Origin of the sequence: Pseudomonas sp. efr-133-TYG-5 (assembly GCF_030209175.1) — a bacterium.
GTDB lineage: Bacteria > Pseudomonadota > Gammaproteobacteria > Pseudomonadales > Pseudomonadaceae > Aquipseudomonas.
The window spans coordinates 793,303-816,838 of the sequence record NZ_JARVSM010000001.1 but is presented as its reverse complement, the minus strand read 5'-3'; the positions used below and the strand labels follow the sequence as shown (position 1 = coordinate 816,838).

Below are 23,536 nucleotides of genomic sequence, written 5' to 3'. Positions count from 1 at the left end.
GGGAGGATCCACAGCCGTTGCGGCGTTATCGAGGCCTGTTCGCCGTCGCAATCGTTTGAATTTCCCGACGCGGCCCGACAGAATCGCGCCCCGATCCGGCCAGAGGTGCCGGACGCTACGGGTCAAAAAGGGGCTGGGGTTGAACGAACAGACATTGTCCATGCGCCTGGAGCGCGTGGCGGCGCAGGTGCCGGCCGGTGCGCGATTGGCCGATATCGGCTCGGACCACGGTTACCTGCCGGTGGCGCTGATGCGCCGTGGCGCCATCGTCGCGGCGGTGGCGGGCGAGGTGGCGCTGACGCCGTTTCGCGCCGCCGAACGTACCGTTCGCGAGAACCGATTGGAGCAGCGTATCAGCGTACGCCTGGCCAGCGGCCTGGCGGCAATCGAACCGGGCGACGGCATCACCGCCATCAGCCTGTGCGGCATGGGCGGCGAAACGATCCGCGACATCCTCGACAGCGGCAAGGCCCGCCTGACTGGCCAGGAGCGCCTGATCCTGCAACCCAACGGCGGAGAGCAACCGCTGCGCCAATGGCTGATGGACAACGGTTACCGCATCCTTGGCGAAGAAGTGCTGCGCGAAAACCGTTTCGACTACGAAATCATCGTCGCCGAACGCGGCGCGCCGGTGACGTACAGCGCCGAGGAGCTGTACTTCGGCCCGCTGCACCTGCAAACGCGCAGCGCGGCGTTCCTGAGCAAATGGCAGCGCCGGCTGCACCTCAAACTACGTACGCTGCGCCAGTTCGCCCGGGCGCGACACGGCGTGCCTGAAGACAAGGCCCGCCACCTCGCCGAAGAAGCGCGCTGGATCAGTGAGTTGCTCGCCTGAACGGCTATGCCTGTCTGTGAATGCCTTCAGGCACCGTCCCTGAGCAACTGACTGAACGCCTCCAGTTCACTTTTCTCGACATCGGAAACCAGCACGAAGCGCATGTGGTTGGCTTGCCAGGACACCACATTGAAGCCGCGTATCGTTTCACTGTGGCGCGGTGTATCGGCCTGTGCCGTCGGCAGGATGAACACATTGATGATGTGTTTGGCGCGGCCGTAGCTGAGCGCGGCCGTCGCCTGATGTTGCAGATAATCCAGGCGCCCGCCGAGCAATGGAAAACCTTGCGCTGCGTAGTCCAGCACAGGTGGGGAAAAATCCAGTTTGCCGGTGAACCAAGGCTTTACCGTGTGCCGGTCGGACGACGCCACATCGTTCAAGTGCTCGCCCATCAGCGAGCGGACATGGCTGGAAACCGCTTCATCCATCAGCGGCTGTTCGCTGCCCGGGGTTGCCACGTACAGCACCATGGCCAGCGCCAGCGTCGTGGCGCAGAACGCCGGTGCCAGCCATTGCCGCCAGCGCTGGAGCAAGCGCGGCGTGCCAGACCGTTGGGCAAACACGCTGGTCGCCAGCGAGGCCGGCGCGGCGTAGTACGGCGCATGCTGTCTGACGCTGAGCTTGAGTTTCTTCAGTTCGTCATGTCGCCGCGCGCACCCAGTGCATTCGGACAGGTGCGCGGCCACCTGGGCTGCACTCGCCGGGTCCAGTTGCTGATCCAGGTAGCCATGCAGGCGGGTCTGGCAAACCGTGCAGTCGGTGTCATTCATGATCGTGCAACTTCAGTAGTTCGAGCTTGAGCATGGCGCGCGCCCGGGCCAGCCTCGACATGACCGTGCCGATGGGAATGTCCACGACCAGGGCAATGTCTTTGTAAGGCATGTCTTCGAGCTCCTTGAGCACAATCACCTCGCGAAATACCGGCGGCAGGGCCTGCAGGGCTTGCTCGATCAACGCGGCGCTTTCCGTGTGAATGGCCTGTAGTTCCGGGGTCTGGTTGTGGCTGAGCGCGGTGTCGTCATCACCGATGTCGTCACCGATCGCCAGCCAATGGCGCCCGGCCGACGCCTTGAGCCAGGTGTAGCTTTCGTTGCGCACGATGGTCAGAAACCAGGCCTTGGCGTTGCCGTCGGCGAAACGCTGCAGGAAGCGGAACGCACGCAGGGCGCTTTCCTGCACGACATCACGCGCGGCGCTGTCGTTGCCGGTGAGCCAGCGCGCGAGGTTGTAAGCGGCGTCCAGATGGGGCGCAATCAGTTGCTCGAATCGCTTCATAGTCGGTTCCGCACCGTCACCCCCCTATAACCGTGTGGCGCAGGGTTTTATTCCCGAAAAGGCATTTATTTTCTGCCGTGGAATAAACCCTGGCCCGGCAAGGTTTACCTCGTGTCAGCTACATCACTGTAGCCCGCCAGCGAGGACATACCGATGGACACGCAAGCGAAACCGCCACGGCGCACCGATGGCCCGCTCAACCCGGAGCGGCGCACGCTGCTCAAATGCTCGGCGTGGGCCGGTGCCGGGGTTATCTGGGCGCTGAGCGGCGGCATTCCGCGCGCCTTTGCGCTGGATGACGCAGGCAACGTCAGCGACCCCCAGGCCCTGGCCAGCACCTTTCATTTCGTGCAGATCAGCGACTCGCACATCGGCTTCAACAAGGAGGCCAACCCGCAGCCGGTGAAAACGCTGCAAGTGGCGATCGACAAGGTCATCGCACTGCCACAGCGGCCAGCGCTGATCCTGCATACGGGCGACATCACCCACTTGTCGAAAGCCGAAGAATTCGACACGGCCGCGCAGTTGCTCAAGGGCCTGCCGTCCATGGTGCATTACGTCCCCGGTGAACATGACACCCTCGACGAGGGCGGCGGCAAGCTGTATCTGGAGCGCTACGGCAAGGGCACCAAAGGCAATGGCTGGTACAGTTTCGATGATCACGGCGTGCACTTCATCGCGCTGGTCAATGTCTTCAACTTCCAGGCCGGCCATGAGGCCAGTCTGGGCGCCGAGCAACTGGCCTGGCTGGCCGATGACTTACGCGCGGTGACCGCGAGCACTCCGGTCGTGGTCTTCACCCATATTCCGCTGTGGACGGTTTATCAGCCGTGGGGCTGGGGCACCGAAGATGGCGATCAGGCCATCGCGCTGCTGCGCAAGTACGGCTCGGTGACCGTACTCAACGGCCACATTCATCAGGTGATCCAGAAGGTCGAAGGCAACATCACCTTCCACACCGCACGTGGCACGGCCTACCCGCAACCGGCTCCGGGTGCGGCTCCGACACCGGGGCCGATGACGGTGGCCGCCGAGCAGTTGCGCAATTACCTGGGCATCACCGAGGTGCGCGCCACGCAAGGCGAGCATCCGTTGGCGCTGATTGATTCGACACTGGTCTAGGCGAGGGTGGTGCGATGAAAAGACGATTTCTTGCCGCGGTGTGTCTTCTGCTGTCGACGGCGACCTGGGCGCAGGATGTGACGATTGACATCAAGGCGTTCATGTTCGAGCCCAAAGACCTGACCGTCGCCGTCGGCACCCGAGTGACGTGGGTCAACGACGACCAGATCCCGCACACGGTGGCGCAATCCCAAAAACTGTTTCGCTCGGCGGCACTGGATACCAATGACAGTTTTTCCTGGGTGTTCGATAAGCCGGGCGAGTTTGAATATTTCTGTGCGCTGCATCCGCAGATGATCGGGCGGGTGCTGGTGACTCAGTAGGTGAGGCGCAATTCGATCAGCATCCCTGATGGGGGACTGACAACGGTGGAGCTGTCGCGGGCAGCAGCGGGTGATGGTCATCCGATTTGCAACGGCTCGAACCATTCGTTCGAATCCATCCGCACCCCCCGCAACTGCGCGGTCTGCAGATGTGACGCATACAACGGCGCCGCGCAGTAGCTGATCAAGATCGAGCGGCGCCGAGTGCCGAGTGTATTGCGGCTGCCGGCGTGCACCAGGTCGGCATCGAACACCAGGATGTCACCTGCTGCACCTGACAGCTGCAGCGTCCGCGATTCGTCGTTGAAGTCCATTGGCGGTGCTCCCGGTGTTGGCCGATGACTGCCGGGAACAAGGCGGGTGGCGCCGTTCCCGGCACTGTAATCGTCGAGGAAAACCAGCGCGCCGACGGTATCGCCGGGGCGTTGGGCCGAGAGGTCGCGGTGCAGTTGCTGATGGCCGCCGCCGGCCAGAGGCTCGCGGCCTTCGGCCTGGGCGAGGAAGAAGCGTGCGCCGATCAACTCGCCGACGACGGCCAGCAGCCGTGGCAGACGACATACCGATTGCACGGTCGAATCGGTGTCCAGCTGCGAATGCCGCCAGTCACTGCCGCGCGGCACCGGCCATTGATCCGATGGCTTGACAGCGGCGTCGAAGGTGGCGCGCAGCTCGCTCAGCCACTCGGCCGCAATCGCCTGGCGCAGGAGGGTGTAGCCATCGCGATGCAATTGTTTGCGGTCGATCATGATGCTTTCGATTCCTTGTCAGCCATCCCGCCCAGGCAACACCTCATCCGGCAAACAGCGCAAGCCGGGGACTGTGGATGCGCCCCGCGGCGGCCAGATCCTTGAGCCGTTGCTGCAAAGCCGCGCGCTCGTCCTTCGGCGTGACGGGGTCGACGATCTGGTACTGGCGTTGGCACCAGCCCTCGATCTGACGCAGCCACAGGGCCTCGGCGACGGGCTCGGCATCCAGCCGTTGCAACAGGTAGGCGATCTGTTGCCAACTCGACATCAGGTTAAGGATCGCCGCGCGGCGCGAGGTCGGCAGGTCATGCCAATGGCCATCCAGCCTGGCGCGCACGCCGGCATTCAGGGCCAGCCAGGGCAACTTGTGGAGCAACCCGAGGGCAACCTGAAAGACCTTGTCCGACGGATCACCGAGCGCTTGCAGCAGTTCGTCCAGATGCTCATCGCCGAGCAGACGCACCGCCGCCTGGCGCACGCTGGGATAGTCGCAGCGCAGCGCTTCGTTGAGCCAAGGCATGTCGAGACTGACGTCGAGTTCCGCGGCCAGGCCGAGAATGCCCAGCCACGGGCGTTTGCCGCCGGGCATGTCCCGGCGCAGTCGCTCGGCGAGGACCGCCAGGGCATCGACGTCGTGGCGCGGTGCGGCCCAGCGCGCCAGATTACGGATGGCAGGCGAGGCGTCGAGCAAGGCATCGCGCAGCAGCGGCGCTGGATCCTCGACTCGGCTGAGCAGGGCGCGCAGCACGCAGACACGTACCTTGGCCCCCGGCCGCGCTAATGCCTCATGCAATAGAGGCGCAGCGTCGGCCGCCGGCAGATCCTCGCAGGCGGCGACGGCGGCCAGCCGCACGGTCAGTTCGCGATGGGCCAGGGCCAGACGCAGCAGCGATTGCGTGTCGACACCCTGTTCCAGCAATAACGCAAACAGGTAGCGTGCGGTTTTGCCCTGGCGACCGCGAAAGTGCGCGAGGACCTCGTCGCGGATCTGCGCCGATTGCAGCACGGCGCGCGCCGCCAGCAGTGTCGGCCCGTGATCGCCGCGGTGTCGCGCAGCCAATGCCATGAGCGATGGCAGGGCGAACAACAGGGCCGGCGCCTGGGCAGGCGTCAGATAGCGGTTCATTGCGGCCAGTGCCAGTTCGCGAATCTGCGGTACCCAGTCGTTCAAGCGCTCGATCAGCGCGACCAGAGCCTCGGGCGAGCTCTGCCGACTCAGTTCTCTCACCGCGACTTCGCGCACGAAGCCGTTGTAGTGAGCGCTGAGTTCGATCCAGCTGCCACTGCCGCGGGCGTTCGCCAACAGTTCCAGCGCTTCATGGCGTCGACGCTCGGCCCATGTCGATTCGGGCAAGTGCCTGCTTTTCAACCTGTCCAGCCATTCCCATGTGGAAGTCACGCATCAATCCTTTGAATCTGCCAAGAGATGGCGCGCACTTTACCAATTCGCGGTGCTGTTTGACGCGAGCAGGAGGTATCCGCGGTTGTTTGCAGGGGGAATTTCAAGAAAAGGTGCCTCTTCACAAGTCGCCTCTGCCTGTTGCACCGCTCTGGCACAGGGCTTGGCGCAACTATTAGCTGAGTCAATAACAACCATTAATTCAATGAAGTTCTCTTATCAGGGCGGCGGCGTAAGCTCAGCGCCATACCCACTCACTGCATCAAGGAGCACACACCATGAAACGCCAAATGCTTTTCGGCCTCGCTTTCTCGGTCTTCGCACTGAATGCTTTTGCCGCGGCCACCGAGACTGACCCATTGTTCAGCGACGCCGTTGCCGCGACAGAAACCAGCCCTCTGTTCAGCGATGCCGTTGCCGCCAACGAAACCGATCCACTGTTCAGCGATGCGGTTGCTGCCAACGAAACCGATCCACTGTTCAGCGATGCGGTTGCCGCCAACGAAACCGACCCGCTGTTCAGCGATGCTGTAGCGGCTGATGGCTCGGATCGTCTGCAAGGCAATCAGGTCGCCGAAGGTGGCGCGGACCGTCTGCTTGAACGCCGTGCCGTCTGAATGCACGGTTTTACCGCAGCACTCGACTGAAAACCCGACCTCACCCGTCGGGTTTTTGCGTTGCAGGGCCTGGTGGATGTTCAGCCCGCGGGCTGCGCCGGTTTCGCCAGCTCGATTCCTGCCGCGCCCAGCCGCTTGAGAATCTCGAACAGCAGATCACTTTTGGTCGTCCCGACAATCCGCGGGCTGGCCACGTAACCGGTCACCGTCAAGGTGATGCCGTCCGGGGAAAGCTTGCTGAAACGCACGAACGGCGACGGTTTTTCGAGGATGGTTTCGTGGCCGGTGTAGCTGTCGAGCAGCAGGTCCTTGACCTGTTCCGGGTCGATGTCCAGGGGGAACATCAGTTCCAGCGTCGCCACACCCTGGGCACTGCCGCCGAGGGTGACGTTGCGCAGGTTCTGCGAGATCAGTTGCGAGTTGGGCACGATGACAATCGAGCGGTCGCTGAGCTGGATTTCCGTGGCGCGTACGTTGATCCGGCGGATGTCGCCTTCGACGCCGCTGATGCTGATCAGGTCGCCGACCTTGACCGGGCGTTCGGTGAGCAGGATCAGCCCGGAGACGAAGTTCTTGACGATTTCCTGCAAGCCGAAGCCGATGCCCACGGAGAGGGCGCTGACGATCCACGCCAGGTTGGTCCATTGCACGCCCAGCGACGACAGCGTGAGCAGAATCACCACCGCGTAGCCAATGTTGGAAAACAGCGTGCTCAGCGACGCGCACATGCCCGGGTCCATGTTGGTCTTGGGCAGGAATTCGTTATCCAGCCAACGGCGCAGCGCGCGGATCAGGTAAACGCCGATCATCAAGGCCAGCACGGCATTGAGCAGGTGCCCGGGGACGATGTTCAGTTTGCGCAACCCGGCACCGCCGAGGATGGTGCCGATGTTGCTCAGCAACTGTCCGAGGGTGGTGCCGATGCCGCCGACGAACAGGGTGATCACGGCCAGCAGCAACAGCGCCGCGCGTCCCAGGCCAGCCAGCAGCACCGACATTTGCTCCAGGCGCTGATCACCGATGCCCAGCAGCTGTTTCAGCGCCTTGCCGCTGGAGTATTTGGGCGAGAACAGGTATTCGCAGCTGTCCTTGAGCAACTGGATCAGCAGGTAGAAACCGGCCAGGACGATGTAACCCCAGACCAGTTCGTAGGTGACGAAACGCGCCAGTGAAACGTAGCCGGTGAGCAGCGCCAGCAGCGAGATGAACATCGACAGGCTGGCGATGGTGAAGATCACCCCGGCCAGGGTATTGCCGGTCGCCGAGGTCTCTCCGGCGGCCACCAGCGTCTTGCGCGCGCGGCCGGTGCGTACCAGCAGCGTGACGATAATGACCATGACCACCAGCGCGATCACCCCGCGTCCGGCGATCACGATCTGGCTGCTCATGCCCGAGGCGTTGCTGACTTGCACCAGCGTCACCAGCACCAGCAGGGTGCCGGCCAGGATCCGTGGAAAGGGCTTGATCGCATGGGCCACCGTATCGTCGATGGCCGGCAGGCGCCATGACGGATGCTCGGTGGAGAGCAGCGCCCGGCTCAGGCTGGTGATCATCACGCAGGCATACACGGCCTTTTCGAATTCATCGGAGAAGGTCGCCAGCATCGGCGGCAGCGGCACGTGGCGCGTGCAGGCGTAGTACAGCAGCTGCAGGGCGATGCCGGTGGTGACCAGCGTGGCCAGGGCCGAGGCGAAGGCCAGCGAACTGCGGCGCAGACGACCTTCCGGCATGCGGTGAATGCACAGCCAGGTCAGCCAGCGGCCAGCGAGCCGGCGGCCGAAGGTCCAGGTGACCCAGGCCAGTACCACCAGCAGCGCGGTATAGAAACGCTGCCCGGGTTGCCAGGCCTCGGCACCGGTCTGCCGCAGCTGCTCGAGGAAAAACCGCATGCGTTGGCGATCATCCGTCGACGGATCGAGCAGCGGCGACCAGAACAGCGGGCTGAGAATGCTGTGGGTGCCGAGGGTCAGTTCACTTTCCAGCAGACTGCGGCGAATGGTGGCGATCTGGTTAATCAGGTCGCTGGCATTCTGCTTGAGCGTGGCGAGGTTGTTCAGCGCGGTATCGACCTTGTTTTTCTGCTCGATGAGCATGATCCGCTGCACGGCAAGGTCCGCCTGTTCGGCGGCCACGGTCTGCGCGGGCTCGACCCCCAGGACATTGAGCTGCACCGCCAGTTGCGCCTGCTGCGGCAACAGCGAGGCCGAGAGCCGGTCGATGTCCAGGATGAACGCCTGCACCTGGTCCTGCGGGCCTTCGAGCTGGTTGTAATTGTTCGCGGCGGAGATCTGCTGCTTGAGCCCGTCGAGGCGTTGCTGCAGCGCTTGCAGGTCGCTCTGCGTCACGCCCGGCAATGGCGCGTCGACGCTGTTGCCGGCGGGGTCCGGCGCAGCGGCGGCGAACGCCGTCGTCAGCCCGGGGCCGAGCACGATCGCGACGATCAAAAGCAATGACTTCAAGGCGTTGCGCATGAGCGGGCTCGATGGCGGTTGATCACACAGTCTATGAGGTTAGGTGATCGGGCCGGGCGTCGAGGAAAACTTTCCGCCATCAGCGCAGCACCCCGTGACGTACGGGGGCTGCGCCACGCTCAGAAGGCGTAGGGGATGCTCACTTTGGCCCAGAGCATTTCGCCTTCCGGGCGGTTCTCGACGTCGAACTCCTTGGCCCAGCGAATCTCCGCGCTGGCGTATTTGAGAAAGGTGAAGTGCAGCGCCGGACCGATGGCGAACACCTTGCCGCGCACACCGTCGTTGACGTCTTCGCCGGCGAACTGCACGGTATGGCCGAACTGTCTGTCGTCGGTGGTCTGCTTGAGGTAGTAGCCGTTGAGGCCGAGCATCAGGTCATCGGTGATCCTGTAGCTGGCCGAGTAATCGAAGTGGAAGATCTGCCCCGACTTGTAGTCGGTGTCCTTGTTCTTCTCGTTGAAGCTGTAGGTGGTCTTCATCGACACCTCGGTCTTGTCCGTGGGCAACCAGGTGAAGGAGAACAGCGGCTTGTAGGTGTAGAAGTTGTTGCTGGTGTTGGCCAGGCGATCGACGCTGTATTCACCGGTGGGTACGGTGATTTCCACGGCGGCGCCGAGGGTCAGGTTCTTGCCCATGTCCCACAGGATGATCGGCGCGATGGTGGTGTCACCCATGCCTTCGCGGGTGTCGCTGAGGCCGAACACCGAGACTTCCTGCTTCAGCCACGGCTGGGCGATGTAGCCGGCCAGGCGGCCGCCGAAGATCCGCACCGGGCTCAGGTAATCGATGCGCGGGATGACGGCGGTGGATTCGATTTCGACATTCGGCACTTTGCCGCCCAACGAGCTGATGTTGAGTTTCGTCGACTTGTAGTGGTTGTAGTAGACGTTGAACGCGACCATGTTCTGCGGAAGGCTGTCGACCTCCAGCGGCAGCATGAAGAAGCCGTCGGTGCCGGGGCCGATGTTGTCGACGCCGGCCTCGGTGGCCAGGGCGGGCAGGGTAGCGCCGCCGGCTGCCAGGAGCAGGGCGAGGCGCAGTGGGGAAGTCGCGCGATGGGGGATCATGTCCGTCCTCATTATTATTGTGGTTGACCGCACCGCCGGCACGCAGGGCGTCCGGCACCATAGAAATAAGCCCTTGGCGCCCGCCGGGGCAGGGTATTGGCGGACACGTAGGGGGACTTCTGCGGACAGCCCGCCGACCCTGTGCTAACTTCTTTCGACATAACCGGTTACAAAAATAACAATTCAGCGTGATCCGGAATGTCCAGCCCCATGAACGCAAAAATTCACGACCCCACCTACGAACTGGCGCTGGTGTCGCCGTTCCTCCTGCAAACCCTGGCCGAAGTCGCCGCCAACAAGGGCGTCGAGCCGGAGAGCCTGTGCCGTGGCCTGGGCTTTACCTGCGACGACCTGCAGGATCCGGCCCAGCGGATTTCCTATCGCCAGGCCGTGGCAATGATTCAACGTGCGCTCAAGGCCTTGCCCAATCAGGGGCTGGGGTTGTGGGTCGGTGCGCAGAACGTGCTGGGCACCCTGGGCCTGCTTGGCCATGTGCTGTCGCTGTGCAAGAACCTGCGCGATGCGTTCGCCCTGGGCATTCGCCACCAGCACACCTCGGGCGGGATCGTGGTGTCGAGCGTCGATGTCGTGGCTGGGCAGGTGCACGTCGACGTCGAGTGCCGCTTGCCGTTCGCCGAAGTGCAGGTGTTTGCGGTGGAGGAGTTTTTCGCCAGCCTGCTGGTGTATGGCCGGGCGCTGGTGGGCAACGCGTTCAAGCCGATTGCCGTCGAGTTCGTCCATGCGGCGCCGGATTACCTGACGGAATATCAACGTCTGCTTGGCCCGGACGTGCGTTTCGGCTGCCTGCACAATCGCATGTTGATCGATGTGCAATGGCTGGACGTGAACCTGCCCAATCACCATTCCCTGGCGTTGCGCCAGGCCGTCAAACTGCTTGAGCTGGAAGCGGCGCAGGTGCATCAGAAGCTGGACCTGATCCAGGCCGTCGAGCGGGCGATTGCCCGGGACCTGAGTCGCGGCAGCCACATCGAGAAGATTGCCGGTGACCTGAACATGAGCAGCCGCACCCTGCGCCGGCGCCTGACCGAACATGCACTGACTTTCGAAGCGCTGCTGGAGCAAGTGCGTCAGGCGCGGACGATGAGCCTGCTGGCCAACCCGGACATGCCCATCGAGCGCATCACCGAGGAAGTCGGCTACAGCGATGTGCGCAGCTTTCGCCGGGCGTTCAAACGCTGGACGGGGATGAGCCCGAGCGCGTGGCGCAATGAGGGCTCCGCGGCCTGACTGAGAACTGCAGCCCCTCACAGCGAGGGGCTTTTGCGGTCATTGAAGCCCACACAAAAATGCTGGCTACAGGTAAACTCCGCGCACTTTCCCAAGGAGTTCACATGAGTTACTACCAGCCGGGCATTCTCGCCACCCCTGTTCCGCCACAAGCACGTCACCTGTTTTTCGCCCTGCAGTCGGTTGAAGCTCTGCCGCAGGCGTTCGACAACCTGATGAATCTGGTGGACGGCAAGTCGGCGGTGGTCGGTTTGGGTGAATCCCTGGTCAAGGCGATGAATGTGCAAGTCGCGGGGCTGCGCAGTTTTCCGGCGCTGAGCGGGGTGGGTGTGGAAAACCCGTCGACCCAACACGCGCTGTGGATCTGGCTGCACGGTGTCGACCGGGGCGAGTTGCTCAACCGCAGCACTGCTGTGGAAGCGGCGCTGGCGCCGGCCCTGCGCCTGGTGCAGATGAACGAAACGTTCCGCCACAAGGACGGCCACGACCTCACCGGTTATGAAGACGGCACCGAAAACCCCCACGATGAGGCCGCGATGGCCGCGGCGTTGCTCGGCGAGGGCGCCGAAGGTCTGGTGGGCGGCAGCTTCGCCGCGATCCAGCAATGGCAGCACGACCTCAAGGGCTTCCATGCCTTGTCCGCCGCAGACAAGGACAACATCATGGGCCGGCGCCTGAGCGACAACGAAGAGATCGATGACGCTCCGGTTTCTGCTCACGTCAAGCGCACCGCCCAGGAAAGCTTCGCCCCCGAGGCGTTCGTCGTCCGGCGCTCGATGCCGTGGATCGAAGGCGAGCGTGCCGGCCTGATGTTCCTCGCGTTCGGCTTCTCCCTCGACGCGTTCGAAGCGCAACTGCGGCGCATGAGCGGGCTGGAAGACGGCATCGTCGATGGCCTGTACCGCATCAGCCGGCCGATCACCGGCGGCTACTACTGGTGCCCGCCGCTCAAGGACGGCCACCTCGATCTGCGCGCACTGCGCATCGGCTGAGGAACGACCATGGACGTTGTGCGTTGGGGCATGATCGGGTGCGGCAGCGTCACCGAGCGCAAGAGCGGGCCGGCCTTCTACAAGGTACCCGGCTCGGCGCTGGTGGCGGTGATGGGGCGGCGCCGCGAAGCGGTCAGCGATTACGCGACACGACACGGCATTGCGCGGTTCTACACCGATGTCGATGCGCTGCTCGCCGATCCCGAGGTGGATGCGGTGTACATCGCCACGCCACCCGACACGCACCACGCCTACAGCCTGAAAGTCGCCGCCGCCGGCAAGCATTGCTGCGTGGAAAAGCCCATGGCGCTCCATGCCGGGCAAAGCCGGGAAATGCAGCAAGTGTTCGCCGCTGCCGGCCTGCATCTGTTCGTGTCCTACTACCGGCGTTCGCTGCCGCGTTTCCAACAGGTGCGGCAATGGCTGGAGCAGGGGCGCATCGGCGAGGTGCGGCACCTGAGCTGGACGTTGACCAAAGCGCCGTCGCCACTGGACCTGAGCGGGAGCGCCAACTGGCGCACCGATCCGGCGGTGGCCGGTGGCGGCTACTTTGCCGATCTGGCCAGCCATGGTCTTGACCTGTTCCAGTACCTGCTCGGCGACATCGTCGAAGTCGCCGGCTTCACCGCGCGTCAGGCCGGGTTGTACGCGGCGGAGGATGCGGTCAGCGCCAGTTGGCGCTTTGCCAGCGGGGCGCTGGGCATGGGCTGCTGGAGCTTTGTCGCCGATCGCCGCGAGGATCGCGTCGAAATCATCGGCAGCCAGGGGCGCATCCGCTTTTCCGTATTCGACGAGCATCCGGTCGAGCTGCACGCCGATGAACACCTCAGCCTGCAGATCCCCCATCACGAGCATATCCAGTGGCACCACGTGCAAGGCATCAACGCGCATATCCGCGGTGAATCGCAGCATCCAGCACTGGCCGAGCAGGCGCTGAAGACCGATTGGGTGATGGACCAGATTCTCCGGCGCTGAAGTCGTTGTGCTTGCACAAGCGCATCTAAGGTTATGCCCAAACAATATTTCTCAAGCTTGTCATAACGTCTCTAAGATCACGTCATAACTCGTTATAACAAGTGATCCCGCGATGACCGATAACGTTCTATCCCTGAGCAGCGTGCCGCTGCACACGCAATTGCGCGATGTACTGCGTGCGCGCATCCTCGACGGCGAATACCCGCAAGACAGCCAGATGCCCTCCGAAAGCGAACTCGGTGCGCTGTTCAAAGTCAGCCGCATCACCGTGCGTCAGGCACTGGGCGATCTGCAGAAAGAAGGGCTGATCTTCAAGATCCACGGCAAGGGCACCTTCGTCGCCAAGCCGAAAACCTTTCAGAACGTCAGCAGCCTGCAAGGCCTCGCCGAGTCCATGACCGGGCGCGGCTACGAGGTGATCAACCGCCTGCGCAGCTTCAAATTCATCCCCGCCGACAAGCGTGTCGCCGAACGCCTGCAAGTGGCCGAAGGCGAAATCGTCGCGCAAATCAAACGCGTACGGCTGATCAACCGCGAGCCGATCTCGCTGGAAATCACCTACCTGCCCAAAGCTATCGGCGAGCGCCTGGAGAAGGCCGACCTGGTCACCCGCGACATCTTCCTGATCCTGGAAAACGACTGCGCCATCGCCCTCGGCCACGCCGACCTGGCCATCGACGCGGTGTTGGCCGACAGCGACCTGACCCAGGCGCTGAACGTCGAGGCCGGCTCGCCGATCATGCGCATCGAGCGCCTGACCCACGACGCCCACGGCCAGCCGCTGGACTTCGAACACCTTTACTACCGTGGCGATGCGTTCCAGTACCGCCTGCGGATCGACCGGCAAAAAGGGGCGTGACATGAGCCGCAAGACCCTCGAACAGGAATACGACATCGTCGTCATCGGCGGTGGCACCGCTGGCCCGATGGCCGCGATCAAGGCCAAGGAAAACAACAAGGCGCTGCGCGTGCTGCTGGTCGACAAGGCCAACGTCAAGCGCAGCGGGGCGATCAGCATGGGCATGGATGGCCTGAACAACGCGATCATTCCTGGCCACTCGACACCCGAGCAATACACCAAGGAAATCACCATCGCCAACGACGGCATCGTCAACCAGGCCGCGGTGTACGCCTACGCGACGCACAGTTTTGCAACCATCGAGCAGCTCGACCGCTGGGGCGTGAAGTTCGAGAAGGATGAAACCGGCGATTACGCGGTGAAAAAGGTCCACCACATGGGCGCCTATGTGCTGCCGATGCCGGAGGGGCACGACATCAAGAAAGTCCTCTATCGCCAGTTGAAGCGTGCGCGGGTGAGTATCACCAATCGCCTTGTCTGCACGCGTTTGCTGACCGACGAGGAGGGCGCCGTCAACGGTGTGATGGGCTTCGACTGCCGCAGCGCCGACTTCCATGTGATCAAGGCCAAAGCGGTGATTCTCGCCTGCGGTGCGGCCGGACGCCTCGGTCTGCCGTCCTCGGGCTACCTGATGGGCACCTACGAGAATCCGACCAATGCCGGCGACGGCTACGCGATGGCCTATCACGCCGGGGCCGAGCTGGCGAACCTCGAATGCTTCCAGATCAACCCGCTGATCAAGGATTACAACGGCCCGGCCTGCGCTTATGTCACCGGTCCGCTGGGCGGTTACACCGCCAACAACAAGGGCGAACGCTTCATCGAGTGCGACTACTGGAGCGGGCAGATGATGTGGGAGTTTCACCAGGAACTGGAAAGCGGCAACGGCCCGGTGTTCCTCAAGCTCGATCACCTGGCCGAGGAAACCATCCAGAACATCGAGGAAATCCTGCACAGCAACGAGCGCCCGAGTCGCGGCCAGTTCCACGCCAACCGCGGCACCGACTACCGCACGCAGATGGTCGAGATGCATATCTCGGAAATCGGTTTTTGCAGCGGCCACTCGGCGTCCGGGGTGTGGGTCAACGAGCGCGCCGAAACCTCGGTGAAAGGTTTGTACTCGGCCGGTGACATGGCCGCGGTGCCGCACAACTACATGCTTGGCGCGTTCACCTACGGCTGGTTTGCCGGGCACAACGCCGCCGATTTTGTCGCCGGTCGTGAGTTTTCCGCGCTTGATGAGGCACAGATCGAAAAGGAAAAAGCGCGGGTCTACGCACCGCTGGAGCGCGAGCATGGCCTGCCGCCGGCGCAGGTCGAGTACAAGCTGCGGCGCTTCGTCAACGATTACCTGCAACCGCCGAAAGTGACCAAAAAAATGGAAATCGGCCTGCAACGCTTCAGTGACATTGAACGCGATCTCAACGAGATGAAGGCCAACAACGCCCACGAATTGATGCGCGCCATGGAGGTCAGCGTGATCCGCGACTGCGCCGAAATGGCCGCCCGTGCTTCGCTGTTTCGCGCGGAAAGTCGCTGGGGCCTGTACCACTATCGGGTCGACCACCCGCAACGCGACGACCACGAATGGTTCTGCCACTGCCACCTGAAGAAGGATGAAGACGGCCGGATGAGCAGCTTCAAGAAAGCCGTCGAGCCCTACATCATCCCGCTCGATGCCGAGGAAATGCAGGCCTACGACCGTCTGCGAGTCGGCGCCTTCGCTGCTTGATGCATCACTGACAGAGAGTCCGAACCATGGCCTATCAAGCCCAGGAAATCTTCTTCCGCTCCAACGCCCCCGTCACCGTCGACGAGGACAAATGCATCGCCGAAAAGGGCTGCACCGTGTGCGTCGACGTCTGCCCGATGGATCTGCTGGCGATCAACCCGGCCACGCAGAAGGCCTACATGGCCTTCGATGAATGCTGGTACTGCATGCCTTGTGAAAAGGACTGCCCGACCGGTGCCGTCAAAGTCGAAATCCCCTATTTACTGCGTTGACCGGTCGTCCGCTTTCGCGAGCAGGCTCGCTCCCACAGGGGAAAGACGCCAGCCGCTGATAATGAGTACACCGAAGAGTATGTGGGAGCGAGCTTGCTCGCGAAGAGGCCCGCACAGACAACCCCAAAGCCATCCGGAACACCCGGACGCTGAACTGAAAAAACACCCCTCGTTTCCCACCGCGCCCTGATCGCGGCGGAGACGAACATCCTATAAATGATTCGAGGGGATTCAACCATGTTGCGTGCAGCAATCGCCGGTCTGGTACTGGCTTCGTTCACCTTGTCGGCCTCGGCCGAAACCATCCGCATTGCCATCGGCACCCAGGACAGCACCATCAACTGCGCCGCCGGCGGCCTGTTGATTCGTGAACTCGGCTTGCTCGACAAATACCTCCCGCACGACGGCGCTTACAAGGACGCGCAATACGACGTGCAGTGGAAAAACTTCACCAGTGGCGCGCCGCTGACCAACGAGATGGTCGCCGGCAAACTCGACTTCGGCGCCATGGCCGATTTCCCCGGCGCGTTCAACGGCGTGGCGTTCGAAACCGCCGGCAAGCACAGCCTGTTCATCAGTGTGCTGTCGGGCAGTATCAAGGGCAGCGGCAACGGCATCGTGGTGCCGAGCGCTTCGGGTGTGCAGGCGCTGAGCGAGCTCAAGGGCAAGACCATTTCGGTGCCGTTCGCGTCCACGGCCCATGGCATGTTGCTGCGCGCGGTGGCGGAGCAGGGCTGGGATCCGCTCAAGGATGTCAACATCATTGCCCAGCCGCCGGAGGTCGCCGGCTCGGCGCTACAGGCCGGCAAGATCGACGCGCATGCCGACTTCGTACCGTTCGCCGAGCTGTTTCCCAGCCGTGGCTTCGCGCGCAAGATCTATGACGGCGCCCAGGCCAATGCGCCGACATTCCACGGCGCGCTGGTGGACCAGGCCTACGCTAAAAAGTATCCGGAGATCGTCGTTGCTTACCTGCGCGCCAGCATCGAGGCCAATCAACTGCTGGCCGCCGAACCTGAGAAATACAGCGAGTTGATCGCCAAGGTCACCGGCGTCGATGCCGAGGTCAATTACCTGTTCCACGGCCCGCTGGGCGTTCAAACCCGCGACCTCAGCTGGAAGCCGGAATACCGCCAGGCTGTCGGCACTGCCATCGACACCCTGAAATTGCTCAAGAAGGCTGATCGTGGGCTCGACCTGAACACCTTTATCGACGACCAGTACATCCGCGCTGCCTTCAAGGCTTCGAATCTGGACTACAGCGCGCAACTCGCCAACTACGCGCAGACGCCGTTGAAAGCGCAGGATGCGGCGACCGGCAAAGCGATCACAGACTTCAGCCACGTCGCCGAAATCTGGGTGCGCGGCGAAGACAAGGTGCGCCAGTACGCCTCCGCCGAATCGGCCTTTACCGCGCTGGCCGCCTTGAAGCAGGAAGGCAAGAACATCCGGGCGGTGTATGCCCAGGCGAGTGACAGCGGGATCAAGTTGCTGGCGGAGCAGGCGTGGTTTGCCAGTGATGCGCAGGGGCGCCTCAGCGCGTTCCTGCTCAAAGGCCAGGCCCAGCAGTTCGCCACGGCCCAGGGCGGCAAAGTCCTCGGCTTCACCGACGCGACCACCCAGGCCGTCGCCACCCGCTGATTAACAGATCGCTCCCACGCTCCGCGTGGGAACGATCAGAGGTGACCTATGTTTTCACGCTGGATCCCCCGAGCCGCCTCACTGCTGCTCTGCCTGCTGTTCTGGCAACTCGCCGCCAGCCACCACTGGAACCTCGGCCTGGTCACCTTCGCCAACGTGCCAACCCCAGTGGCCGTGATCGAAGCTGCCCTCGGCCTGGGCGACTCCGGCAAGCTCATCCAGCACCTGGGCGCCAGCCTCGGCCGAGTCTTTGCCGGCTACCTCGCCGCACTGGTGATCGGCATCGCCCTGGGCCTGGCCATCGGCCGTTCAAAGTGGGCCGAAGACCTGCTGCTGCCGCCACTGGAAGTGCTACGGCCGATCCCGGCGGTGGCGTGGATTCCCCTGGCGATCCTGATGTTCCCGTCGTCCGAGCTGTCGATGGTGTTCATCACCTTCACCGGTGCGCTGTTCCCGATTCTGCTCAACACCGTGCACGGCGTCGAAGGCGTCGATCCACGCCTGATCGCCTCGGCAAAAAGTCTCGGCGCCGGGCGTCGGGCGATGCTGCTGGAGGTGATCCTGCCGGGTGCCGCGCCCAGCATCATCACCGGGCTCGCCATCGGCATGGGCACCTCGTGGTTCTGCCTGGTGACCGCCGAGATGATTTCCGGCCAGTTCGGCATCGGTTACTACACTTGGGAGTCCTACACCATCCAGAACTACGCCGACATTGTCGTCGGCATGTTGCTGATCGGCGTGCTGGGCATGGGCAGCAGCCTGTTGATCAAACGCCTGGGCGGACTGTTCACGCCCTGGCATCGACCACGAGGAAAAGCCTGATGAGCGTGATGCAAACCCCGGAAGGGCGGATCGACATCCGCCAGTTGTCGATTGTCCTCGGCGAGGGCCGGCAAGCGTTCGAAGCCGTGCAAGGCCTGGACTGCCAGATCGAGCCGGGCCAGTTCGTGTGCATCCTCGGCCCCTCGGGTTGTGGCAAGTCGACGTTGCTGGGGGCGCTGGCCGGGCACCTGCAACCTCAGGGCGGCACGCTGAAAGTCGATGGCGCCGAGGTATCCGGTCCATCGCCGCAGCGTGGCATGGTGTTTCAGCAGCACACGTTGTTTCCGTGGCGCACGGTGCGCGACAACGTAGCGTTCGGCCTGAAGATGCGCGGCATCGGCAGAGGCGAACGCCAGCGCGCGGCGCAGGAAATGCTGCAACTGGTCGGTCTCGAGGATTTTGCCGAGCGTTGGCCGGATCAACTTTCCGGCGGCATGCAGCAACGGGTGGAAATCGCCCGGGTGCTGGTCAACCGGCCACGCCTGCTGCTGATGGACGAGCCGTTCGGCGCGCTGGATGCCCTGACTCGCCTGAGCATGCAGGAACTGCTGCTGGACATCTGGACGCGGATTCGCACCACCGTGGTGTTCGTCACCCATGACATCGACGAAGCCTTGTTTCTCGCCGATCGCCTGCTGGTGATGAGCGCACGACCCGGACGGATCATCGAAGACCTGCGCCTGGACTTCCCGCGCCCACGCACCACTGAACTGGTCACCAGCCATGAGTTTTCGCGCCTCAAGCGCCATTGCCTGGACCTGCTGCGTCACGACAACGACCGGCCGCTGCCGCGCCTCAATCCGCTCGGCCTGCCTCCCGAAAACCCTTTACCGCGATTTGCCCTATGACCTCATTGTTTGCTGTGACCGATAACGACGACATTCTTGCCCTGCAACCTCGCCTGACCGCTGACGATGCCGGGGTGCGCCGGATTGCCCTGATCGAGCTGGCCGATCTCGAGGAACCCGACGGTTTGCTCTGGCTGGTCGAGCGCCTGGCCGTCGACCCCGCCGAAGAAGTGCGTGCCGAAGCGGCGCGCCTATTGGAAGCCTGGGAAGACGAACCGGTGGTTGCGGCGCTGTGCCAGGCACTGACGGATCCTGCGCCGGCGGTGCAAGCCGCTGCGGCGCAGAGTCTGAGCCTGCTCAAAACCGAAGCGGCGGGCAGGGTGATTCTGCCGTGGACCGCCCATGCCGAAACCGGGGTGCGGATTGCCGCGTTCCGGGCCTTGCGTGAATTGCGCTTCCCCGGCGCTGCACCGGCCGCGATTCAGGCGCTGAACGATGCCGATGCCAGTGTTCGTCGCGAAGCCGTCGGCGTGCTCGGCTGGCTCAAGCAACTCGACGCACTGCCGGCCTTGGCCCGCTTGGCCAGTGATGATCCGGATACCGAAGTACGCCGCGCCGCCACCGGTGCACTGGGGCTGGCGAGTGGGGCTGAGGTGCTGCCGGCATTGCGTAAAGCCTTGCAGGACGGCGCCTGGCAGGTGCGCGAAGAAGCCGCGACCACCCTCGGCAAGGTCGGCCACACCGACGCCGGGCCCGCGCTGATCGAAGCCTTGGCCGACGACTACTGGCAAGTTCGCCTGCGCGCCACCCGCAGCCTCGGCCGTTTGCGCTACGTGCCGGCTCTCGACGCCTTGATCGACACCCTCGGCCATCGCATCAGCAACCTGCGCAAGGAAGCCGCGCTGGCCCTCGGCGAACTGAATGACCGCGGGGCCGTGGCGGCATTGCAGGCCGCGCAGGACGATGGCGATCCGGAAGTGCGCAAAGCCGTGCGCATTGCCTTGAGTCAGTTGCAATGAATCCGCTGTCAGTCGGTAATTCCCAAGGTGAACAGCGGTTACGGCTGAGCTGGCCGGATGGCCGCGAACAGCTGCTCGACCATGCCGAACTGCGCCGCCAATGCCCGTGCTCGCAATGCCGGGCGTTTCGCCTGCGGGGCACGCCACCCTCGGTTGACCCGCGTGTGCGGGTCATCGAATTGAACGCTCAGGGGTACGGCCTGCAACTGGTGTTCAGCGACGGCCATCAACGCGGGATTTATCCGTGGGCCTATCTGGCGCAGCTGAGCGAGATCACTGTCCCGCCGTCATCGCCGGCCGACAGCCGTGGAAAATATCCAGCGCGGGCTGATACAGCGAGGTCTTGACCTCGAACAAGCCCAGTACCGAATGGAACAGGTTGTCATGGCTCAGGTCCGCTGCGGCGCGCTTGCCTTGCAGGCAGCCGCGGTCGATACCCAGCTGCGCCAGGGTGTTGTTGCCGAACCACATCACCATCGGCACATGGGTCTGGGCTTCCGGGGCCAGGGCGTAAGGCGCGGCGTGCAGGTACAGGCCGTTCTCGCCCAGGGATTCGCCATGGTCGGAGACGTACAGCATCGAGGTGTCGAGGCTGTCCTGATTGTGCTTGAGCAGCTCGATGACCTTGGCCAGGAAATGATCGGTGTAGAGGATCGTGTTGTCGTAGACGTTGACCAGCTCATCGCGGCTGCAACTGCCCAGCTGATTGGTGTGGCAGATCGGTTTGAAGCGTTCCATGTCCTTGGGATAGCGCTCGTAGTATTCCGGGCCGTGGCTGCCGTCGGCGTGCAGGACGATGATGGCGTGGCCCTTGAGGCTGTCGATGTAGGCTTGCAGGTCGGCCAGCAGCGCTTCGTCGAGGCAGTTGTTGCCGTCGCAGAAGGGCCCCGGCTGGTTCTTCGCGATGTCGCGGTTCGGCACCCGCAGGCAGGTGCCCTTGCAGTCGCTGTTGTTGTCCAGCCACAGCACCTGCACGCCGGCCCGTTGCAGGATATCCAGCAGGCCCTGGTAGGTTTTGCCTTTCTTGTCGCTGTAGTCCTCGCGCGGGAACATCGAGAACATGCACGGTACCGACACGGCCGTCGAGGTGCCGCAGGAGTGCACGTTGCTGAAGTTGAGGATGTCCAGTTTGCTCAGCTCGGGATTGGTCTCGCGCTCATAGCCGTTGAGCGAGAAATGGTCGGCGCGGGCGGTTTCCCCGACCACGAAGATCATCAGCGATTTCTTCTCGCGGGCCGCCGCTTTGGCGCTCATCACCGCATCTTCGCCGATGGCCTGCACCACGAAGTGCTTCTTGATCCCCAGGCGTTGCTTGGCGTACTTGCTGATCGCGTAGATGTAGTTGGTCGGGTTGATGAAGTGGGTGAGCTTGTCTTCCTCGCGAAAGATCGGCGCGTAGGTCGAGTAGAACGCGCCCACCGAAGCGCCGATCACCAGGACGCAGGCGACGATCACCAGCACCTTGTTGAGCAAGCCGCGAAAGAACGGTCGATAAACCACCGGCCAGCGCCAGATCAGCACGGCTGGCAGTACGCCGAGCAGCAGCACATAGGCCAGCAGCTTGCCGCTGAACAGCGCGGTGGCCTCGGCGGGATTGGTTTCAAAGACGTTCTGGATCATCACCGTGTCGATGGTGATGCCGTATTCGTTCATGAAATACGCGGCGCAGGCCGAGAGCAGGGCGACCAGGGTCAGCGCCGGCTTCAGCGTCCAGCGGAACGACACCAGGGTCAGCAGCAGGGTGATCGCCGCCCACAGAAACAGGCCGAAGGAGACAAAGAACGCCAGTTTGTGCGCACCTTGCAGGGTGATCAGTGTGGCCAGCGCTTTCCATGTCGCCAGGTTGTACATCGCCACCAATGCCAGGGAAAACAGCAGCACCAGGCGGGTCGGAGTGATGGACGGTAAACGCAGTCCTTTGCCCAAAGCCATTCGAATCGTTCCTCTACATGAATGGAAAACACCTACGGTTACGCGTGTAACTGTAGAAGAACATTAGTAAAAATTCCGTAAACATCCTGTCACATATTTGCGCGCGGCTTCTCGGTGGCGCTACCTGACTGGCGGTGCTTGTCAGGAAAATCCCACAGGAGTACAAATGTACTCCATGACGACTCTGACTCCCCGCCGTACCGCCATTCTGACCTTTATCCGCGAACGCATCGCCGAACACGGTCAGCCCCCAAGCCTCGCTGAAATCAGCGAGGCTTTTGGTTTTGCCTCGCGCAGCGTGGCGCGCAAGCATGTGCTGGCGCTCACCGAAGCCGGCTTCATCGAGGTCAATCCGCATCAGGCCCGGGGCATTCGCCTGCTCAATCAGCCGCCGCGTCCGGAGCTGCTGGAGATTCCGGTGCTCGGTCGGGTGGCCGCCGGTGCCCCGATCGGCGCCGATGCCGACATTCACCAGCGCCTGATGCTCGACCCGGCGCTGTTCTCCCGGGTGCCGGACTACATGCTGCGGGTGCAGGGCGACTCGATGATCGAGGACGGCATCCTCGACGGCGATCTGGTCGGTGTGCGGCGCAACCCCGAAGCGCTCAACGGCCAGATCGTGGTCGCGCGGCTCGACGGCGAGGTCACCATCAAACGCTTCGAGCGCCACGGTGCCGAGGTTCACCTGTTGCCACGCAACCCGGCGTACCAGCCGATTGTGGTGCGGGCCGACCAGGACCTGGCGATCGAAGGGGTGTTCTGCGGTCTGGTGAGGCAAGGCTGATGGGCGTCGTCGTTGCTCTGGATACCCTGTTCAATGGCGGCCAGGTCTGGAAAGGCCGGCCTGCGCCACCGGCCGCCAGTCCGCAACCCACCGGCCACGCGGCGCTGGACGCGGCCCTGCCCAGCGGCGGCTGGCCGGAAGCGGCACTGAGCGAAATCCTCCTTGCCGCGCCCGGCGTCGGCGAACTGCAACTGGTGTGGCCAACCCTGGCGCGGCTGTCGGCAGCGGGTGAGCGCATCGTGCTGGTGGCGCCGCCATTCGTGCCGTATCCGCAGGCGTGGGCCAATGCCGGGGTCGATTTGCGTCAGCTCGCGGTGATCCAGGCCAGCGAACGCGAGGCGTTGTGGGCGGCGGAACAATGCCTGCGCTCGGGCAGTTGCGGCGCGGTGCTGTGCTGGCCGCACAAGGCCGATGACCGCGCGTTGCGGCGCCTGCAGGTGGCGGCGGAAACCGGCCAGACCCTGGCCTTCGCCTGGCGTTCGCTGAGCGAGGCGCTCAACCCGTCACCTGCGGCCTTGCGCATTGCCATCGACGCCAAGCCTGGCCAATTGCGCGTGCTCAAGTGCCGTGGCGGGCTGGCACGTACGGCGCCGATTGCTTTCGCCGTCGGGCACTGA

At 63.4% G+C, this 23,536-nt stretch carries 23 protein-coding genes and 1 pseudogene; 17 read left to right on the top strand and 7 right to left on the bottom strand.

What is annotated here, in order from left to right; all coding sequences use genetic code 11:
* The first annotated feature begins 139 nt into the window (after positions 1-139).
* Entirely contained in the window at positions 140-835 is a 696-nt protein-coding gene (locus QRN70_RS03570) for a tRNA (adenine(22)-N(1))-methyltransferase (protein ID WP_285415836.1), read from the top strand.
* Between the two features lie 26 nt (positions 836-861).
* Here QRN70_RS03570 and QRN70_RS03565 read toward each other — a convergent pair whose 3' ends face one another.
* Positions 862-1,605 (bottom strand): anti-sigma factor family protein, encoded by a 744-nt coding sequence (locus QRN70_RS03565; RefSeq protein WP_285415835.1) that lies wholly within the window; start codon positions 1,603-1,605, stop codon positions 862-864.
* Positions 1,598-2,110 (bottom strand): sigma-70 family RNA polymerase sigma factor, encoded by a 513-nt coding sequence (locus QRN70_RS03560; RefSeq protein ID WP_285415834.1) that lies wholly within the window; start codon positions 2,108-2,110, stop codon positions 1,598-1,600. Before QRN70_RS03560 ends, QRN70_RS03565 begins: the two co-directional genes overlap by 8 nt.
* Positions 2,111-2,263: 153 nt before the next feature.
* Here QRN70_RS03560 and QRN70_RS03555 point away from each other — a divergent pair, with 153 nt between their 5' ends.
* Positions 2,264-3,232, top strand: coding sequence for a metallophosphoesterase family protein (locus QRN70_RS03555; protein WP_285415833.1), 969 nt, complete (start codon positions 2,264-2,266; stop codon positions 3,230-3,232).
* Positions 3,233-3,246: 14 nt separating this feature from the next.
* On the top strand, positions 3,247-3,555 hold the full coding sequence (locus QRN70_RS03550) for a cupredoxin domain-containing protein (RefSeq protein ID WP_285415831.1): 309 nt from the start codon (positions 3,247-3,249) through the stop codon (positions 3,553-3,555).
* A gap of 77 nt (positions 3,556-3,632) precedes the next feature.
* On the opposite strand, the gene QRN70_RS03545 is transcribed toward QRN70_RS03550, so the two are convergent.
* Both QRN70_RS03545 and QRN70_RS03540 read right to left on the bottom strand, forming a co-directional pair.
* Positions 3,633-4,301 carry a phytanoyl-CoA dioxygenase family protein gene (locus QRN70_RS03545; RefSeq protein ID WP_285415830.1) on the bottom strand — a complete coding sequence of 223 codons (669 nt, stop codon included), beginning with the start codon at positions 4,299-4,301 and terminating at the stop codon, positions 3,633-3,635.
* 43 nt (positions 4,302-4,344) lie between these two features.
* Positions 4,345-5,700, bottom strand: a complete 1,356-nt coding sequence (locus tag QRN70_RS03540) for a PBS lyase (protein WP_285415829.1) — start codon at positions 5,698-5,700, stop codon at positions 4,345-4,347.
* Between the two features lie 278 nt (positions 5,701-5,978).
* On the opposite strand from QRN70_RS03540, the gene QRN70_RS03535 reads away from it, so the two are divergent.
* A complete protein-coding gene (locus QRN70_RS03535; protein WP_285415828.1) occupies positions 5,979-6,317 on the top strand; it encodes a hypothetical protein in 339 nt (112 codons plus the stop codon).
* A gap of 80 nt (positions 6,318-6,397) precedes the next feature.
* Here QRN70_RS03535 and QRN70_RS03530 read toward each other — a convergent pair whose 3' ends face one another.
* Together QRN70_RS03530 and QRN70_RS03525 are read right to left on the bottom strand one after the other, a co-directional pair.
* Positions 6,398-8,788 (bottom strand): DUF3772 domain-containing protein, encoded by a 2,391-nt coding sequence (locus tag QRN70_RS03530; protein ID WP_285415827.1) that lies wholly within the window; start codon positions 8,786-8,788, stop codon positions 6,398-6,400.
* 119 nt (positions 8,789-8,907) lie between these two features.
* Complete coding sequence (locus tag QRN70_RS03525) at positions 8,908-9,855, bottom strand: SphA family protein (RefSeq protein ID WP_285415826.1); 948 nt, start codon at positions 9,853-9,855, stop codon at positions 8,908-8,910.
* A gap of 210 nt (positions 9,856-10,065) precedes the next feature.
* On the opposite strand from QRN70_RS03525, the gene QRN70_RS03520 reads away from it, so the two are divergent.
* The 11 genes and pseudogenes from QRN70_RS03520 to QRN70_RS03470 form a co-directional block, all read left to right on the top strand.
* Positions 10,066-11,103, top strand: coding sequence for an AraC family transcriptional regulator (locus QRN70_RS03520; protein ID WP_285415825.1), 1,038 nt, complete (start codon positions 10,066-10,068; stop codon positions 11,101-11,103).
* 104 nt (positions 11,104-11,207) lie between these two features.
* Positions 11,208-12,095, top strand: a complete 888-nt coding sequence (locus QRN70_RS03515) for a Dyp-type peroxidase (RefSeq protein ID WP_285415824.1) — start codon at positions 11,208-11,210, stop codon at positions 12,093-12,095.
* Positions 12,096-12,104: 9 nt separating this feature from the next.
* Entirely contained in the window at positions 12,105-13,070 is a 966-nt protein-coding gene (locus QRN70_RS03510) for a Gfo/Idh/MocA family protein (RefSeq protein ID WP_285415823.1), read from the top strand.
* Positions 13,071-13,182: 112 nt separating this feature from the next.
* The gene (locus QRN70_RS03505; RefSeq protein WP_285415822.1) at positions 13,183-13,929 is read left to right on the top strand and encodes a GntR family transcriptional regulator; all 747 of its coding nucleotides are present in this window, start codon (positions 13,183-13,185) and stop codon (positions 13,927-13,929) included.
* A 1-nt stretch (position 13,930) separates the two neighbouring features.
* Positions 13,931-15,661, top strand: coding sequence for a fumarate reductase/succinate dehydrogenase flavoprotein subunit (locus QRN70_RS03500; protein WP_285415821.1), 1,731 nt, complete (start codon positions 13,931-13,933; stop codon positions 15,659-15,661).
* A gap of 26 nt (positions 15,662-15,687) precedes the next feature.
* A complete protein-coding gene (locus QRN70_RS03495) occupies positions 15,688-15,933 on the top strand; it encodes a 4Fe-4S dicluster domain-containing protein (protein WP_007959413.1) in 246 nt (81 codons plus the stop codon).
* Between the two features lie 237 nt (positions 15,934-16,170).
* On the top strand, positions 16,171-17,574 hold the full coding sequence (locus QRN70_RS03490; RefSeq protein WP_285415820.1) for an ABC transporter substrate-binding protein: 1,404 nt from the start codon (positions 16,171-16,173) through the stop codon (positions 17,572-17,574).
* A gap of 48 nt (positions 17,575-17,622) precedes the next feature.
* Positions 17,623-18,396, top strand: coding sequence for an ABC transporter permease (locus QRN70_RS03485; protein ID WP_285415819.1), 774 nt, complete (start codon positions 17,623-17,625; stop codon positions 18,394-18,396).
* On the top strand, positions 18,396-19,244 hold the full coding sequence (locus QRN70_RS03480; protein WP_285415818.1) for an ABC transporter ATP-binding protein: 849 nt from the start codon (positions 18,396-18,398) through the stop codon (positions 19,242-19,244). Before QRN70_RS03485 ends, QRN70_RS03480 begins: the two co-directional genes overlap by 1 nt.
* The gene (locus QRN70_RS03475; protein WP_285415817.1) at positions 19,241-20,203 is read left to right on the top strand and encodes a HEAT repeat domain-containing protein; all 963 of its coding nucleotides are present in this window, start codon (positions 19,241-19,243) and stop codon (positions 20,201-20,203) included. The genes QRN70_RS03480 and QRN70_RS03475 overlap by 4 nt, the downstream gene beginning before the upstream one ends.
* A pseudogene (locus QRN70_RS03470) lies at positions 20,200-20,472 on the top strand (DUF971 domain-containing protein); the annotation flags it as partial. The gene QRN70_RS03475 and the pseudogene QRN70_RS03470, both read left to right, overlap by 4 nt.
* Before the next feature lie 4 nt (positions 20,473-20,476).
* On the opposite strand, the gene QRN70_RS03465 reads toward QRN70_RS03470, so the two are convergent.
* Complete coding sequence (locus QRN70_RS03465; protein ID WP_285415816.1) at positions 20,477-22,135, bottom strand: phosphoethanolamine transferase; 1,659 nt, start codon at positions 22,133-22,135, stop codon at positions 20,477-20,479.
* 166 nt (positions 22,136-22,301) lie between these two features.
* On the opposite strand from QRN70_RS03465, the gene lexA reads away from it, so the two are divergent.
* Both lexA and imuA read left to right on the top strand, forming a co-directional pair.
* Positions 22,302-22,919 (top strand): transcriptional repressor LexA, encoded by a 618-nt coding sequence (lexA, locus tag QRN70_RS03460; protein ID WP_285415815.1) that lies wholly within the window; start codon positions 22,302-22,304, stop codon positions 22,917-22,919.
* Positions 22,919-23,536: a translesion DNA synthesis-associated protein ImuA gene (gene imuA, locus QRN70_RS03455; RefSeq protein WP_285415814.1), complete on the top strand. Its 618-nt coding sequence runs from the start codon at positions 22,919-22,921 to the stop codon at positions 23,534-23,536. The genes lexA and imuA overlap by 1 nt, the downstream gene beginning before the upstream one ends.

Coding starts and splice junctions, on each gene's coding strand:
- QRN70_RS03565 (WP_285415835.1), bottom strand. CDS start 1,605: ATGAATGACACCGACTGCACGGTTTGCCAGACCCGCCTGCATGGCTAC.
- QRN70_RS03560 (WP_285415834.1), bottom strand. CDS start 2,110: ATGAAGCGATTCGAGCAACTGATTGCGCCCCATCTGGACGCCGCTTAC.
- QRN70_RS03555 (WP_285415833.1), top strand. CDS start 2,264: ATGGACACGCAAGCGAAACCGCCACGGCGCACCGATGGCCCGCTCAAC.
- QRN70_RS03550 (WP_285415831.1), top strand. CDS start 3,247: ATGAAAAGACGATTTCTTGCCGCGGTGTGTCTTCTGCTGTCGACGGCG.
- QRN70_RS03545 (WP_285415830.1), bottom strand. CDS start 4,301: ATGATCGACCGCAAACAATTGCATCGCGATGGCTACACCCTCCTGCGC.
- QRN70_RS03535 (WP_285415828.1), top strand. CDS start 5,979: ATGAAACGCCAAATGCTTTTCGGCCTCGCTTTCTCGGTCTTCGCACTG.
- QRN70_RS03530 (WP_285415827.1), bottom strand. CDS start 8,788: ATGCGCAACGCCTTGAAGTCATTGCTTTTGATCGTCGCGATCGTGCTC.
- QRN70_RS03525 (WP_285415826.1), bottom strand. CDS start 9,855: ATGATCCCCCATCGCGCGACTTCCCCACTGCGCCTCGCCCTGCTCCTG.
- QRN70_RS03520 (WP_285415825.1), top strand. CDS start 10,066: ATGAACGCAAAAATTCACGACCCCACCTACGAACTGGCGCTGGTGTCG.
- QRN70_RS03515 (WP_285415824.1), top strand. CDS start 11,208: ATGAGTTACTACCAGCCGGGCATTCTCGCCACCCCTGTTCCGCCACAA.
- QRN70_RS03510 (WP_285415823.1), top strand. CDS start 12,105: ATGGACGTTGTGCGTTGGGGCATGATCGGGTGCGGCAGCGTCACCGAG.
- QRN70_RS03505 (WP_285415822.1), top strand. CDS start 13,183: ATGACCGATAACGTTCTATCCCTGAGCAGCGTGCCGCTGCACACGCAA.
- QRN70_RS03500 (WP_285415821.1), top strand. CDS start 13,931: ATGAGCCGCAAGACCCTCGAACAGGAATACGACATCGTCGTCATCGGC.
- QRN70_RS03495 (WP_007959413.1), top strand. CDS start 15,688: ATGGCCTATCAAGCCCAGGAAATCTTCTTCCGCTCCAACGCCCCCGTC.
- QRN70_RS03490 (WP_285415820.1), top strand. CDS start 16,171: ATGTTGCGTGCAGCAATCGCCGGTCTGGTACTGGCTTCGTTCACCTTG.
- QRN70_RS03485 (WP_285415819.1), top strand. CDS start 17,623: ATGTTTTCACGCTGGATCCCCCGAGCCGCCTCACTGCTGCTCTGCCTG.
- QRN70_RS03480 (WP_285415818.1), top strand. CDS start 18,396: ATGAGCGTGATGCAAACCCCGGAAGGGCGGATCGACATCCGCCAGTTG.
- QRN70_RS03475 (WP_285415817.1), top strand. CDS start 19,241: ATGACCTCATTGTTTGCTGTGACCGATAACGACGACATTCTTGCCCTG.
- QRN70_RS03465 (WP_285415816.1), bottom strand. CDS start 22,135: ATGGCTTTGGGCAAAGGACTGCGTTTACCGTCCATCACTCCGACCCGC.
- lexA (WP_285415815.1), top strand. CDS start 22,302: ATGTACTCCATGACGACTCTGACTCCCCGCCGTACCGCCATTCTGACC.
- imuA (WP_285415814.1), top strand. CDS start 22,919: ATGGGCGTCGTCGTTGCTCTGGATACCCTGTTCAATGGCGGCCAGGTC.